This is a genomic window from Methylobacterium sp. CM6246 (assembly GCF_054818005.1).
On sequence record NZ_JBTXKY010000001.1, the window covers coordinates 698,691 to 713,765 of the forward strand.

Annotated in this window: 9 protein-coding genes; 4 read left to right on the top strand and 5 right to left on the bottom strand. The window is 69.4% G+C overall.

The annotated features are described in order from the left end of the window. Positions 1-14: 14 nt before the first annotated feature. The 3 genes from ispH to rnhA all read left to right on the top strand — a co-directional run bounded on the left by ispH (position 15) and on the right by rnhA (position 2,715). Positions 15-1,016, top strand: coding sequence for a 4-hydroxy-3-methylbut-2-enyl diphosphate reductase (gene ispH, locus ACYQPG_RS03555; protein ID WP_147855115.1), 1,002 nt, complete (start codon positions 15-17; stop codon positions 1,014-1,016). A 252-nt stretch (positions 1,017-1,268) separates the two neighbouring features. Continuing rightward, the gene (gene thrB, locus ACYQPG_RS03560; protein WP_147940986.1) at positions 1,269-2,234 is read left to right on the top strand and encodes a homoserine kinase; all 966 of its coding nucleotides are present in this window, start codon (positions 1,269-1,271) and stop codon (positions 2,232-2,234) included. A 7-nt stretch (positions 2,235-2,241) separates the two neighbouring features. After that, positions 2,242-2,715, top strand: coding sequence for a ribonuclease HI (gene rnhA / locus ACYQPG_RS03565; protein WP_147855113.1), 474 nt, complete (start codon positions 2,242-2,244; stop codon positions 2,713-2,715). Between the two features lie 650 nt (positions 2,716-3,365). On the opposite strand, the gene zwf is transcribed toward rnhA, so the two are convergent. Next, complete coding sequence (gene zwf, locus ACYQPG_RS03570) at positions 3,366-4,892, bottom strand: glucose-6-phosphate dehydrogenase (RefSeq protein WP_147910045.1); 1,527 nt, start codon at positions 4,890-4,892, stop codon at positions 3,366-3,368. A gap of 118 nt (positions 4,893-5,010) precedes the next feature. Here zwf and dmeF point away from each other — a divergent pair, with 118 nt between their 5' ends. After that, on the top strand, positions 5,011-5,988 hold the full coding sequence (gene dmeF / locus ACYQPG_RS03575) for a CDF family Co(II)/Ni(II) efflux transporter DmeF (protein WP_461230266.1): 978 nt from the start codon (positions 5,011-5,013) through the stop codon (positions 5,986-5,988). Between the two features lie 97 nt (positions 5,989-6,085). Here dmeF and ACYQPG_RS03580 read toward each other — a convergent pair whose 3' ends face one another. From ACYQPG_RS03580 to ACYQPG_RS03595, 4 genes are all read right to left on the bottom strand, one after another. After that, on the bottom strand, positions 6,086-7,576 hold the full coding sequence (locus ACYQPG_RS03580; RefSeq protein ID WP_461232414.1) for an efflux transporter outer membrane subunit: 1,491 nt from the start codon (positions 7,574-7,576) through the stop codon (positions 6,086-6,088). A gap of 209 nt (positions 7,577-7,785) precedes the next feature. Next, a complete protein-coding gene (locus tag ACYQPG_RS03585) occupies positions 7,786-11,217 on the bottom strand; it encodes an efflux RND transporter permease subunit (RefSeq protein WP_461230267.1) in 3,432 nt (1,143 codons plus the stop codon). Beyond that, positions 11,214-11,951: an endonuclease domain-containing protein gene (locus ACYQPG_RS03590; protein ID WP_419828702.1), complete on the bottom strand. Its 738-nt coding sequence runs from the start codon at positions 11,949-11,951 to the stop codon at positions 11,214-11,216. The genes ACYQPG_RS03585 and ACYQPG_RS03590 overlap by 4 nt, the downstream gene beginning before the upstream one ends. Beyond that, positions 11,948-15,073 carry an MdtB/MuxB family multidrug efflux RND transporter permease subunit gene (locus ACYQPG_RS03595; protein ID WP_419828703.1) on the bottom strand — a complete coding sequence of 1,042 codons (3,126 nt, stop codon included), beginning with the start codon at positions 15,071-15,073 and terminating at the stop codon, positions 11,948-11,950. The genes ACYQPG_RS03590 and ACYQPG_RS03595 overlap by 4 nt, the downstream gene beginning before the upstream one ends. Between the last annotated feature and the right edge of the window lie 2 nt (positions 15,074-15,075).

Sequence of the window (15,075 nt, forward strand, 5' to 3'; positions counted from 1 at the left end):
GCCACATCGACACCATGACCGCAGACCTCGCGTCCCTCGCGCCCGCTCAGGGCACCACCGGCAAGCCGCCGCTGGAGATCCTGCTCTGTGCCCCACGCGGCTTCTGCGCCGGCGTGGTGCGGGCCATCGACGTGGTCGAGCGGGCTCTCGCCCTCTACGGGCCGCCCGTCTACGTCCGCCATGAGATCGTCCACAACAAGTACGTGGTCGAGAGCCTGAAGCGGAAGGGCGCGGTGTTCGTCCGCGAACTCGACGAGGTACCCGACAGCGGCGCCCCGGTGATCTTCTCCGCCCACGGCGTGGCCAAGACCGTGCCGGCCAACGCCGATTCCCGCGGGCTCACGACCATCGACGCCACCTGTCCGCTGGTCACCAAGGTCCACCGCGAGGCCGAGATCCACCACAAGCGCGGCCGCCACGTGCTGCTGGTCGGCCATTCCGGCCATCCCGAGGTGGTGGGCACCATGGGCCAGCTGCCCAAGGGCTCGATCACCCTGGTGGAGGATCTGGACCAGATCCAGGCCCTGACGCCCGAGAATCCCAACAACCTCGCCTGGGTCACCCAGACGACCCTGTCGGTCGACGACACCCGCCACATCGTCGAAGCGCTCAAGAAGAAGTTCCCGAACATCACCGGGCCGCACAAGGACGACATCTGCTACGCCACCACCAACCGCCAGGAGGCGGTGAAGCAGGTGGCCCCGCTGGTGGACGCCCTGATCGTGGTCGGCTCCTCGAACTCCTCGAACTCCCAGCGCCTGCGCGAGGTCGCCGAGCGCGTCGGCTGCCCGATCACCCGCCTCGTGCTGCGCGCCGAGGAGATCGACTGGCCGGCCTTCGAGGGCATCCGCAAGCTCGGCCTCACCGCCGGCGCCTCGGCCCCCGAGGTGCTGGTCGAGGAGATCATCGAGGCCTTCGCCGCGCGCTACGACGTGATCGTCGACACCGTCTCGACCGTGGTCGAGGACATGGTCTTCCCGCTGCCGCGCGAGCTGCGCAGCGAAGCGGCCGAGTAGGCCGCGCCAGGATCCCGCCCCCGACCCAGGAGGGGGCCTATCCCGTCCAACCCCTTCATCCCGAGGTGATGGGGTGTACCGGAGGGCTCGAAGGAGACCTCCAGGGATCGTGCGGCCGTCTGGAGCGCTCCTTCGAAGCCGCTCCGCAGCACCTCAGGATGAGGCAGCGGGTCGGAAAACCGGGTCCGTCGGGTCGCTGTGCGATCCTTCGACGATCCTGAAACGCCCAAGAAGAAACCCGAGCGCGAACACGTGGCCGTCTACACCGAGGTATCCGACGCGGCGCTCTCCGAGTTCCTGTCCGCCTATTCCATCGGCAGCCTGCTCTCCTTCAAGGGCATCGCCGAGGGTGTCGAGAATTCCAATTTCTTCCTGCAGACCACCCAGGGCTGCTACATCCTGACCCTCTACGAGAAGCGGGTGCGGGCGGGGGACCTGCCGTTCTTCATCGGGCTGATGGAGCACCTCTCCGCGCGCGGCCTCGCCTGTCCGCAGCCTGTGCGGGACCGAGCCGGCACGGCGCTCGGGGAGCTCTGCGGTCGGCCGGCCGCCATCGTCAGCTTCCTCGAGGGTGTCTCGGTCAAGACACCCGGCGTCGGGCATTGCCGGGAACTCGGCCGGGCCCTCGCCGAGCTGCACGCGGCCGGCGCCGATTTCGCGATGGTGCGCGAGAACAGCCTGTCGGTGGCGTCCTGGCGTCCGCTCTTCGCGCAGGCCGAGGCCCAGGCCGATTCGGTGGCGCCGGGCCTGGCGGAGCGCACCCGCGCCGACCTCGCACGGCTGGAAGCCGCCTGGCCCCAGAACCTGCCGGGCGGGGTGATCCACGCGGATCTGTTCACCGACAACGTATTCTTCATCGGCGACAGCCTCTCCGGGCTGATCGACTTCTACTTCGCCTGCACGGACGCGTTCGCGTACGACCTCGCGGTCTGCCTCAACGCCTGGTGCTTCGAGGCCGACGGTACCTTCCACCGGGACATGGCCGCGGCGTTGATTGCCGGCTACGAAGCGGTGCGGCCGCTGGAATCCGCCGAGGTCGCGGCGCTGCCGATCCTGTGCCGGGGCGCCGCGCTCCGCTTCATGCTGACCCGTCTGGTCGATTGGCTGAACGTGCCGCCCGGCGCCCTGGTGAAGCCCAAGGACCCGCGGGAGTTCGATCGTCGGCTCACCTTCCATCGCCAGGCGCGGGACGCGCGGGATTACGGGCGGCAGGCCTGAGGGACGGATGAGCACCGAGACGACCGAGACCGCAACCGAGCCCATGCGGGTGAAGATCTACACGGACGGCGCCTGCTCGGGGAATCCAGGCCCGGGCGGCTGGGGCGCGATCCTGATCTTCGGCGATACCCAGAAGGAGCTCTCGGGCGGCGAGGCGCACACCACCAACAACCGCATGGAGATCCTGGCGGCGATCGAGTCCCTGGAGGCGCTCAAGCGCCCCTGCCGGGTCGACCTGTTCACGGACTCGCAGTACCTGCGCCAGGGCATCACCAGCTGGATCCACAACTGGAAGGCCCGGGGCTGGCGCACCGCCGACAAGAAGCCGGTGAAGAACGAGGATCTCTGGCGCCGGATCGACACGGCCAACGCCCGCCACGAGGTGGCGTGGCATTGGGTCAAGGGCCATGCCAGCGACCCGCTGAACAACCGGGTCGACGCGCTCGCCGTGGCCGCGATGCTGCCGTTCAAGCGACGCTGAGATCGCTTCGGATATCGGCTTCGGTCTCGGACGCTCAACGCGACCGAGGCGGCCCTTGCAGAGCGGCGTGCAAGACCCGGAGCATTCGAACGGAAACATCTTCGACGTCGTAGACGATGATGTACCGGCGATGACGATCAGATCGCGTGTGCCGGCGACACGGCCCGGACGCCCGAGAGCGGGACGATCCACCAAGCGGGCGGTCGTCTCGGCGAACCGCTCATCGGGCGCGATGGCAGCCGCTGGTCTTGGAATCGAGCCGTTGCCGTGTGGCTGCCCGCCCGGCAGCTAACCGCGCTTCCACGCCCTCGGCGGGGATCACACGGCCCCTATTGGCAGAATCCAGTCCAATCTGAACCTGCCGGCGCAACCAAGCGTCATGCTCGATCTCGTCCCGCTGCGGCCTGACGTATGCCTGCATGACGTCACGCAGGAGCTTCGCGCCATTATGGTCGCGATCTGTGCGACCTGGGAGAATTCATTCGTCAGGGTTTATCGACCGGAAAGGTGAATGTCGCCGCGCCCAAAGTCGCCGCCCCTTTGTTCGACGGAACATCTCCATGACGGTCGGAGGGCGACACGTCGCGGCCAACTCGAAAACGACCGGATCCGATGACGTGGCCGTCGGATCCGGCATGGCTGTGCGGTCCTCAATCCGTCTTGCCGTCGAGACCCAGCCAGTGGCGGCCGTCCCGGGCCAGGAGGTCGTCCGCCTCCTTGGGCCCGGTGCTGCCGGCCGGATAGGGCTTCACGTCCGCCTGCGGCCAGCCCTGGAGCAGCGGATCCACCGCCGACCAGCCGGCCTCGATGTTGTCGGCCCGCTGGAACAGGGTCGCGTCGCCGATCATGCAATCGTACAGCAGGGTCTCGTAGCCGACATTCGGCTGGTCGGCGAAGAAGTCCTTGTAGCGGAACGCGGCGCTCACCCGGCCGATCTTCATCTCCGGGCCCGGGACCTTCACGTTGAACTCGGTGCCGACCCCATGGTCCGGGTCGATCATGATCCGCATCACCGTGGGTCCGAGGTCGGCGTTCGGGGTGTCCTCGAACATCTTGAACGGGGCCGGCTTGAACAACACGGCGATCTCGGTGCGCCGCCCGGTCATGCGCTTTCCGGTGCGGACGTAGAACGGCACGCCGGCCCAGCGCCAGTTCTCGATGTTGAGCTTGAGGGCGATGTAGGTCTCGGTGACCGAGTCCTTGGCGACGTGCGGCTCGTCGCGGTAGCCCGGCACGTCGCGCCCCTCGGAGGTGCCCGCCGTGTACTGGCCGCGCACCGCGTCCTCCGGGGGGATCGGCTGGACGGCCTGGGCGAGCTTGGCTTTCTCCGAGCGCACCGCCTCGGCGCCGAACGAGTTCGGCGGCTCCATGGCGACCATGCAGAGCAGCTGGAACATGTGGTTGGGCACCATGTCCCGGAGCGCCCCGGTCGGCTCGTAGAAGCCGCCGCGCTCCTCGACGCCCACGGTCTCGGCCGCGGTGATCTGGATGCTGTCGATGTATTCCCGCCGCCAGACCGGCTCGAGGAGGCCGTTGGCGAAGCGGAACGCCATGATCGACTGGACCGTCTCCTTACCCAGGAAGTGGTCGATGCGGTAGAACTGGCTCTCGTCGGCCTGCTTCAGGATCCGGGCGTTGAGTTCCCGGGCCGAGGCGAGATCCGAGCCGAACGGCTTCTCGATCACCACCCGGCGGAAGTCGCCGTCCTCCTGCTTGAGCAGGCCGGCCTGGCCGAGGCCGTCCACGATCGTGCCGAAGAACCGGGCCGCCACCGCGCAGTAGAACACCGCGCTGCCCTTCACCTTGTCTTTGACCGCCGCGAAGGTCTCGGGCTTCTCGAAATCGCCCTTCAGGTAGTGCAGCCGGTCGCGGATGAAGCCCCAGCTCTTGGGGTCGATGTGGTCGGCGTGGAACTCCGAGGTCGGATCCTTGCTGAACGCCTCCAGGGTCTGGGTGAGATTGTCCCGGAGGGACTCGTCGGTGCCGTCGGAATGATCGACGCCCAGGATGGAGAAACCCTCCGGCAGGAGCCCGGCCCCGGCGAGGTTGTAGAGCGAGGGCATCAGGAGGCGCTTGGTCAGGTCGCCGCCGGCCCCGAAGATCACCAGCGTGCAGGGCGGCGCCGGCTTGGTGCCGCTGGCCGCATCGTCCTTGAGGGCTATCGTCTGCTCGGCCATGCCTGGCTCCTTTCGGGCTGCACTGCAGCAAATCGGCGTGACAACCCACCGGTAGCAATGCCCGTTCCGGCAGCGTCTCTCTATGCTGCTGCGATCGGACAGCGGTGGAGAATCGCGCATGCATACCCACTCCCTCGAACCCTGGAGCCACGGCCACGTGTTCCTGGGAGACCGTCATGACCGGCACGCGCGCCGGACCTGGGCGGTGGTGGCGCTGACCGCGGCCACGATGGTGGTCGAGATCGTCGGCGGCACCTGGTACGGCTCGATGGCGCTGGTCGCCGACGGCTGGCACATGTCGACCCATGCGGCGGCGCTCGGCATCGCGGCCCTGGCCTACCGCTTCGCCCGGCGCCACGCAGAGGATCCGCGATTCAGCTTCGGCACCGGCAAGTTCGGGGATCTGGCGGCCTTCGCCAGCGCGGTCATCCTGGGCCTGATCGCCCTGCTGATCGGCGCCGAGAGCCTCGTCCGGCTGCTCCACCCGGCGCCGATCGGCTTCGGGTCGGCCATCCCGATCGCCGTCCTCGGCCTCGTGGTGAACCTCGCCAGCGTCTGGCTCCTGCACGACGACCACGACGATCACGGGGATCACGGCCACGCCCAGGGCGGCCACAGCCATGGCGGTCATGGTCATGGCGGTCATGGTCATGGCGGCCACGACACCAACTTCCGTGCCGCCTACATCCACGTGATGGCCGATGCGCTGACCTCGGTCCTGGCGATCGCCGCCCTGCTGGGCGGGCGCTATCTCGGCCTCGCCTGGCTCGATCCGGCCATGGGCCTGGTCGGCACGGTGGTGATCCTGGCCTGGTCCTGGACCCTCCTGCGCACGGCGGGCCTCGTGCTGCTCGATGCCCGGCCGTCCCCGGCCGCAACGGCCGACATCCGCGCCCGCCTGGAGACGGAGGGCGACCGGGTGAGCGACCTGCACCTCTGGCAGGTCGGTCCGGGCCACCGCGCCGCGGTGATCGCGCTCGTCAGCGACAACCCGCAGCCGCCCGCGCACTACAAGGCCCGGCTCGCCGGGGTGCGCGGTTTGAGCCACGTCACGGTGGAGGTGCAGCCCTGCCCGGGACACGCGGAACACGGCTGATCCGGGATCCCGAAGGGCTCAGCCCTTCGGCGGTGCACGGGCGCGGAGCCCCTGATACCTGGGCAAAGCCCCACATCAGGGTCCGGGATCGTGCGCCTCACTCGTCCGGGCGGACGGCCTGGCCGCCCCGGTCGATCGGCAGGGTCGGACCCTTCAGTTCGGCATCGCTCGGCAGGGCGCGGACGTCCCAGCCGCCGCCCAGCGCCCGGATCAGCGTGACCGCCGCGGTGAAGCGGTTGAGCCGGACCTGGAGGGCGTTGATCTCGTTGCTCACGAGCAGGCCCTGCGCGGTCACCACCGTGGTGAAGTTCTGCGTGCCGGCCCGGTACTCGTTGAGGGTGATCTCCACGGCCCTGCGGGACGATTCGACCGCCGCGTCCTGGGCACTCTGCTGCAGGCCGAGGATGCGCAGGGCCGCCATCTGGTTCTCGACCTCCGCCAGGGCGGCGAGCACCACCTGCCGGTAATTGGCCACCGCCGCGTCGTAGCCGGCTTCGGCCGAGCGCACCGCCGCCGTGCGGGCGCCGCCGTCGAACAGGACCTCGGTCCCCGCGGCGGTCGCCGACCAGACCTGGTTGGCGGCCGAGAACAGGCCGTTGCGGGTCAGACCCGAGATGCCGCCCTGGGCCGAGATCGTCACCGTGGGGTAGAAAGCGGCGACCGCGACGCCGATCCGCTCGCTCTGGCCCTGAACCAGGCGCTCGGCCTGGGCAACATCCGGCCGCCGCTCGAGCAGGTCGGACGGGATCCCGACCGGCACGGTGGGCGGGTTGCGGCCGATGCCGGCCACCGGGATCGACACTTCCGAGGGCGGTCGCCCGATCAGGGTCGCGATGGCGTTGACGTACTGTACCCGGGTCAGCCGGATCGCGATGGCCTGGGCCTCGATGGTCTGGACCTGGGTCTGCGCCGTGATCACGTCCGAGCGGGCCGCGACCCCGGCCGCGTACTGGTTCTCGGTGATGCCGAGCGTCTTCTTGAAGTTCGCGACGTTCTCGTCGAGCACCCTCTGGAGGGCGTCGGCGTAGCGCACGGTCAGGTAGTCGGCCGCGACCTCGGCCTGGATGGTCAGCCGGGTCGCGGCGATCGTGGCGGCGTCGGCTTGGGCCAGCGCCGCCTCGCTCTCGATGTTCCGGCGGGTGCCGCCGAACAGGTCGAGTTCCCAACTCGCCTGTCCGAGCAGCGCGGCGCTGGTGCGCGCGGTGTTGCCGCTGCCGGTCCGGGTGATGCTCGGGGCGCCGACAACGGTCGGGTACAGGGCGGCCTGGGCCGAGGCGACCAGGGCCCGGGCTTGCCGGTAATTCGCCACCGCCTGCCGGAGGGACTGGTTGTCGACATCCACGAGGCGGATCAGGCGGTCGAGGGTCGGGTCCTTGAACACCCGCCACCAGTCGCCGCGCTCCGCCGCGTCGTTGGGCCGGGCCTCGCGCCAGCCCTTCTTGCGCGCCGCCACGACAGCCGCGCTGTCCTCCCGCTTGCCGCCCTCCCGGTAGGCGAGCGGGGTCTCGACCGAGGGCCGGGCATAGTCGGGGCCGACGACGCAGCCCGCCAGAGCCGGGATGAGAGGAAGGAGAAGGATATGGCGCAGCCCGAGGCTACGGGCGCGTCTCCCTCCCCCCTCTGCGTAAGGAAGACGCTCTTCCGTCAGCAGCGAGCGGGCCACAGCGGTCCCCCCCTCCCGTGCGGGAAAGGGGACCTGCCCCTCACCGGTCGACGACGCGTGAGGGGAGCCCGCAGAACCCGAAGACATAGGCGCGCGCGTGGGGGCCGCCGGTGTTTCACGTGAAAACGAACGCATCACTCTCCGGCCGGCAATGCCGCTGCGCCGCCGGGCCCGGCGCCGCGGCGGCGGGCGAGCACCCGGTGCCGGAGGCGGTCGAGGGTCAGGTAGACGACGGGGGTGGTGTACAGGGTCAGGATCTGGCTCACGATCAATCCGCCCACGATGGCGATGCCCAGGGGCCGGCGCAGCTCGGCCCCCTCGCCGGTGGCCAGGATCAGCGGCACGGCCCCCAGCATGGCGGCGAGCGTGGTCATCATGATCGGCCGGAAGCGCACGAGACAGGCCTCGCGGATCGCATCCACGGGATTCGCCCCCCGGGTCCGCTCGGCGTCCAGCGCCACGTCGATCATCATGATCGCGTTCTTCTTCACGATGCCGATGAGCAGGAACACCGCGATCAGCGCGATGATGGTGAATTCGGTGCCGGTCACCAGCAGGGCCAGCACCGCGCCGACGCCGGCCGACGGCAGGGTCGAGAGGATCGTCAGCGGGTGCACGAAGCTCTCGTACAGGATGCCCAGCACCGCGTAGACCGCCAGGATCGCGGCCAGGATCAGCAGCGGCTGGCGCGAGGCCGAAGCCACGTAGTTCTTGGCCGCGCCGGCATACTCGCCGTGGATCGTCGCCGGCAGCCGCAGGGACGCCATCGCCCGGTCGATCGCCGCGGTGGCGTCCGACAGGCTCTTGCCCGGTGCGAGGTTGAACGAGATCGTCGTGGCGACGAACAGGCCCTGGTGGCTCACCTGGACGGGGGCGCTGCCCGGCTCGATCCGGGCGAAGGCCGAGAGCGGCACCATGGTCTCCTTGGCGGCCGAGACCGGCGCGCTCGAGGAGGCACCGCCCTTGCTCGCCGCGATGGCGTTGGAGGAGGCGTTGCGGGCGGAGTCGGAGGCGATCGCGGCGGCGTTCGAAGCGGCATCGGCCGTGCTGGTGGCGGCCGCGGCGGCTCCGGTGGACGCGCCGCCGACCGCCCCCGTGGCGGTCGTGGCCCCCGTGGAGGACGCGGCGCCGCTGCCCGGGCTGCTGGTGCCGGTGGCCGCGTTGGTGTTGACGCCGCCCGCCGCCGCGACGGTGCCGGCCACCGCGTTGGTGATGGCCGCGCCCGGCGCGTTGCCCCCGGAGGTCGAGACGAAGATCTGCTTCAGCGTCTCGGGGGATTCCAGGTAGCGCGGGGCGATCTCCATCACGACGTGGTACTGGTTCAGGGGGTTGTAGATGGTCGAGACCTGGCGTTGGCCGAAGGCGTCGTACAGGGTGTTGTCGATCTTATTCGGGGTGATGCCGTACCGGAACGCGGTGGCGCGGTCGATCACCACCCGGGTCTCCAGCCCGCCCTCCTGCTGGTCGGAGGTGACGTCCGCGAAGGTCGGGTCCTTCTGGAGGGCGGCGACCAGCTTCGGGGCGGCGGCGAACAGCTCCTCGGCGGTGTCGCCCTGGAGGGTGTACTGGTACTGGGCGAAGCTCTGGCGGCCGCCCATCTGCAGGTCCTGGCGCGGGAAGACGTAGAGGCGCGCGCCCGCGACCTGGGCGAGCTTCGGCCGGAGCCGCGCCATGACGGCCGAGATCGGCGCCCGCTCGCCGATGGGCTTGAGCCCGATGAACACGTTGGCCGAGTTGGTGCCGCGGCCGCCCGTGAATCCGACGACGCTCTCCACCGCCGGATCCGCGCCCACGATGGTGGTGGCCTGCCGGAGCTTGGTCTCCATGGACTGGAACGAGATGCGCTGGTCGGCCTGGACGCCGCCCATCATCTGGCCGGTATCCTGCTCGGGGAAGAACCCCTTCGGCACGATGATGTAGAGGTAGACGTTGAGCCCCACGGTGGCGAGCAGGCTCAGCAGCACCAGCCGCGGATGGGCGAGCGCCACCGACAGAGTCCGGGCATAGGCGTCGAGCAGCCAGGAGAAGCCGCCCTCCAAGCCGCGGATCAGGATGTTCGGCCGGCGTCCCGCCGCGCGCCCGTGCCCCTCGGCCCGCAAAAGGCGGGCGCACATCATCGGCGTCGTGGTCAGTGAAAGGACCAAGGAAATCAGGATCGACAGCGACAGGGTGACGGAGAATTCCTGGAAGATCCGTCCGATCAGGCCGCCCATCAGCAGGATCGGCAGGAACACCGCGATGAGCGACAGGCTCATCGAGATCACCGTGAAGCCGACCTCCCGGGCGCCGATCAGTGCCGCCTGCAACCGGGACTTGCCGTCCTCGATGTGGCGCTGGACGTTCTCCAGCACCACGATGGCGTCGTCGACCACGAAGCCGGTGCCGATGATCAGGGCCGTGAGCGACAGGATGTTGAGCGAGTAGCCGAGCAGGTACATCGCCGAGAAGGTGCCGATGATCGAGATCGGCACCGCCACCGCGGGGATCAGGGTCGCCCGGCCGGAGCGCAGGAAGGCGAACACCACCAGGATCACGAGGCCGACCGCAACCAGCAGGGTCTCCTCGGTGGCCGCGAGCGATGCCCGGATCGTGGCGCTGCGGTCGCCGGTGAGCTTGATGTCGATGCCGCCGGGCAGCGCCGCGGTGAGCTGCGGCAGCGCCTTCTTCACCGCGTCGATGGTCTCGACCACGTTGGCGCCGGGCTGCTTGTAGACGAACAGCAGCACGCCGGCCTTGCCGTTGACGATGCCGAGGTTGCGCTTGTCCTCGACGCCGTCGAGCACTTCGCCCACATCCGTGAGCTTCACCGCGGCGCCGTTGCGGTAGGCCACGATGATGTCGCGGTAATCCTCGGCCTTGCGGCCCTGGTCGTTGGCGTAGAGCTGGTAGCGCCGGCCGCCGGCGTCGATCTCGCCCTTGGGCGAGTTGGCGTTGGCCGAGGCGAGCGCCGCCCGGATGCCCTCCAGGCCGATGCCGTAGTTGAACAGGGCGGTGGGATCGAGCTCCACCCGTACCGCCGGCAGGGACGAGCCGCCGATATCGACGTTGCCGACGCCGGGCAGCTGCGACAGCTTCTGCTGCACCACGGTGGCGGCCGAATCGTAGACCTGGCCGCGGGTCAGCGTGTCCGAGGTCATGCCGAGAATGATGATCGGCGTGTCGGCGGGGTTGAACTTCCGGTAGGTCGGGTTCTGCCGGAGCGAGGCCGGCAGGTCGGCGCGCGCCGCGTTGATCGCCGCCTGGACGTCGCGCGCCGCGCCGTCGATGTCCCGGTTCAGGCCGAACAGCAGCACGATCCGGGTGGAGCCGAGCGAGTTCGTGGACGTCATCTCGTTGACGTCCGCGATGGCGCCGAGCCGCCGCTCCAGGGGGGCCGCCACGGTGGTCGCCATGGTCTCGGGCGAGCCGCCCGGCATCTGGGCCTGGACCAGGATGACCGGGAAGTCGATCTGCGGCAGCGGCGCCACCGGCAGCTTCAGGAACGCGAACAGGCCGGCGAGCAGCACGCCGATCGTGAGCAGCGTGGTCGCGACCGGCCGGCGGATGAACGGCTCGGAGATGTTCACGGGCGGTGCCTCCCGTGGTGGTCCTGGCGGAGCGCTGCGTGCTTGTCGGAAGAGGCGCAACCGGCTCCGCGCATCTCCCTCCCCCCGCTGCGGGGGAGGGTGGCCCCTGCGTCAGCAGGGGTCGGGAGAGGGGACGCGGCTTCAGGATGGGTCGCAGCCTTTATGAAGGCCATAGCCGGATCCTGCACCGTTGCTCCCCTCTCCCGACCGCCTTCGGGGGCCACCCTCCCCCGCAGAGGGGGGAGGGATAGGGCGCGCGCCTCGACGGCCTCGCCGACCCTGTCGAGGACCAGACCGAGATTGCTGAGCACGAGATCGTTCGGGAAGCGCAGGACCTCGAAGCCCCGGCTTTTCAGCCACGCATCGCGCTGCGCGTCACGGCGACGACGCGCGTCGGTCTCGTGCGGTTCACCGTCCAGCTCGACGATCAATCGTGCGGAAGCACAGAGGAAATCGGCGATATAGGGCGGGATCGGAACTTGCGGTCTGAACTTGAGTCCGTGAAAGCGCCCGGCACGCACCTGCTGCCAGAAGAGATCCTCCGCACGGGTCCGCTCGCGGCGCTGGCCTTTCGCGAAGGTGCGCAGGCGGGGCGAGATCGCTTCGAAGCGGCGCCCGTCGGCACGGAGTGAGCCACATCCTGCACCGTCGCTCCCCTCTCCCGACCCCCTTCGGGGGCCACCCTCCCCCGCAGAGGGGGGGGGGAGAGGCGCGGAATCGTCCCGGCCCCTCATGGTACCGCCTCGCCGCTTTCGAGGGCGGGCCCCCGCCGCCCGGCGATCCGGCGCTCCAGCCGATCGAAGGCCAGATAGATCACCGGGGTCGTGAACAGGGTCAGCACCTGGCTGACGATCAGGCCGCCGGCGATACAGATGCCGAGCGGCTGGCGCAGCTCCGAGCCGACGCCGGTGCCGAGGATCAGCGGCACCGCCGCGAACAGGGCGGCCAGCGTCGTCATCAGGATCGGGCGGAAGCGCAGCAGGCAGGCCTGGAAGATCGCCTCCCGGGGATCGAGCCCGTCCTCGCGCTCGGCCTGCAGCGCGAAGTCGATCATCATGATCGCGTTCTTCTTCACGATGCCGATCAAGAGCACGATGCCGATCACCGCGATGATGTCGAGGGACAGGCCGAACAGCATCAGGCCGAGCAGCGCCCCGATCCCGGCCGACGGCAGGGTCGACAGGATCGTGATCGGGTGGATGAAGCTCTCGTAGAGCACGCCCAGCACGATGTAGACGGTGATGATCGCCGCGAGCACCAGGAACAGCTCGTTGCTGAGCGCCGACTGGAACGCGAAGACCGAGCCCTGCGGCACCACCCGGAACGAGGGCGGCAGGTCGATCGCGGCCTTGGCCTGCTCGATCGCCTCCACGGCCTGCCCGAGGGCCGCGCCGGGGGCGAGGTTGAACGACACCGTGGTGGCCGGGAACTGACCGAGATGCGAGATCAGCAGGGGCGCCCGCCGCTCGCTGATCCGCGCCACCGCGGAGAGCGGCACCTGGCCGTTGGTGGCCGTCGAGGACGGCAGGTAGATCGTGTCGAGGCTGCGCAGGGTGGTGTGCAGGTTCGGGTCGGCCTCCAGGATCACCCGGTACTGGTTGGACTGGGTGAAGATGGTCGAGATGATCCGTTGGCCGAAGGCGTCGTAGAGGGCGTTGTCGATGGTCGCCGGGGTGATGCCGTAGCGGCCGGCGGTGGGACGGTCGATGGTGACGTAGGCGGCGAGCCCCTGCGCCTGGTGGTCGCTCGCGACGTCGGCCACCACCGGGGATTTCGCCAGGGCTTCGGTGAAGCGCGGAACCCAGGTCTCGAAATCGTTGAGGTTCGGGGTCTCCAGGATGAGCTGGTACTGGGTCGCCGAGACCGCGGTGTCGATGGTCAGGTCCTGGACCGGCTGCATGTACAGGCGCATGCCGGGCTCGGCCCGGGCCGCCTCCGTGATCCGTCGGATGATCGCGCCGGCCGAGTCCGTCCGCTGGTCGCGCGGCTTGAGGTTGATCAGCATCCGGCCGGAATTGAGCGTGACGTTCTGGCCGTCGACCCCGATGAACGAGGACAGGCTGGCGACGTCCGGGTCCTTCAGGATCAGCGCGGCCATCCGCTGCTGGCGCTCGGCCATGGCCGCGTAGGAGACGGACTGGTCCGCCTGCGTGATGCCCTGGATCACCCCGGTATCCTGGACCGGGAAGAAGCCCTTGGGGATAACCACGAACAGGTAGACGGTCAGCACTAGGGTGCCCAGCGCCACCAGCAGGGTCAGGCCCTGATGGTTCAGCACCACCCGGAGCGCCCGGCCGTAGGCGGCGATCGTACCGTCGGTGGCGCGCCGCCCGGCGCGCGCGAACACGCCCTCGCGGCGGCGGATTTTGGCCTCGGGCGCGTGCTTGAGCAGGCGCGCGCACAGCATCGGCACCAGGGTCAGCGACACGACCGCGGAGATCACGATGGTTGCGGCCAGCGTGATGGCGAATTCGTGGAACAGGCGCCCGACCACGTCGCCCATGAACAGCAGCGGGATCAGCACCGCGATCAGCGAGACGGTGAGCGAGATGATGGTGAAGCCGATCTCGCGCGACCCCTTCAGGGACGCCTCCAGGGGCGAATCGCCGGCCTCCACGTGGCGGGCGATGTTCTCGATCACCACGATGGCGTCGTCGACCACGAAGCCGGTCGCGATGGTCAGGGCCATCAGCGACAGGTTGTCGAGGGAGAAGCCGTACAGGTCCATCACCGACAGGGCGCCGATCAGCGACAGGGGCACCGACAGGCTCGGGATCAGCGTCGCCGACAGGCTGCGCAGGAACAGGAAGATCACCAGCACGACCAGCGCGATCGCAAGCCCCAGCTCGAACTGCACGTCCTCCACGGAGGCCCGGATCGTGGTGGTGCGGTCGGTGAGCGGCGCCACCGCGACGGAGGTCGGCAGGCTCGCCTGCATCTGCGGCAGCAGCGCCTTGATCTTGTCGACCGTGGCGATGACGTTGGCGCCCGGCTGGCGCTGGATGTTCAGGATGACCGCGGGCGTGGTGTCGGCCCAGGCGCCGAGCTTGGTGTTCTCCGGCCCCTCGACCACGTCGGCGACCTCCGAGAGCATCACCGGGGCGCCGTTGCGATACGCGATGATCGCCGCGTTGTAGGCCTTCGGGTCGCGGATCTGGTCGTTGGCGTTGATCGCGTAGGATTGCTTCGGCCCGTCGATCGAGCCCTTGGGGGTGTTGACGTTGAGGTTGGTGATGGTGGTGCGCAGGTCGTCGATGTTCAGCCCGTAGGCGGCGAGCGCCCGGGCGTTGAACCGCACCCGGATCGCCGGACGCTGGCCTCCCGAGATGCTGACCAGGCCGACGCCGGCCACCTGGCTGATCTTTTGGGCGAGCCGCGATTCCGCGAGGTCGCGCACCTGGGTCAGCGGCAGGGTCTTCGACGTGAGGGCCAGGGTCAGCACCGGGGCGTCGGCCGGGTTGACCTTGGCGTAGATCGGCGGCGCCGGCAGGTCCGAGGGGAGCAGGTTGCCGGCGGCGTTGATCGCCGCCTGGACCTGCTGCTCGGCGATGTCGAGGGGCAGGTCGAGGTTGAACTGCAGCGTGATGACCGAGGCGCCCGCCGAGGATTGCGAGGTCATCTGGTTGAGGTTGGCGAGCTGGCCGAACTGCCGCTCCAGCGGCGCCGTGACCGAGGAGGTCATCACCTCGGGGCTCGCGCCCGGATAGAAGGTCTGGACCTGGATCGTCGGGTAATCGACGGCCGGCAGCGCCGAGACCGGCAGGTTCAGGTACGAGACGCCGCCGACGATCAGGATCGCCAGCATCAGCAGCGTCGTGGCGACCGGACGAAGGATGAAGAGGCGGGACGGGTTCATGG

What these genes read in the sequence shown, in the direction of transcription:
- ispH (WP_147855115.1), top strand. Translation starts at nt 15, where the DNA reads ATGACCGCAGACCTCGCGTCCCTCGCGCCCGCTCAGGGCACCACCGGC.
- rnhA (WP_147855113.1), top strand. Translation starts at nt 2,242, where the DNA reads ATGAGCACCGAGACGACCGAGACCGCAACCGAGCCCATGCGGGTGAAG.
- zwf (WP_147910045.1), bottom strand. Translation starts at nt 4,892, where the DNA reads ATGGCCGAGCAGACGATAGCCCTCAAGGACGATGCGGCCAGCGGCACC.
- dmeF (WP_461230266.1), top strand. Translation starts at nt 5,011, where the DNA reads ATGCATACCCACTCCCTCGAACCCTGGAGCCACGGCCACGTGTTCCTG.
- ACYQPG_RS03590 (WP_419828702.1), bottom strand. Translation starts at nt 11,951, where the DNA reads ATGAGGGGCCGGGACGATTCCGCGCCTCTCCCCCCCCCCTCTGCGGGG.
- ACYQPG_RS03595 (WP_419828703.1), bottom strand. Translation starts at nt 15,073, where the DNA reads ATGAACCCGTCCCGCCTCTTCATCCTTCGTCCGGTCGCCACGACGCTG.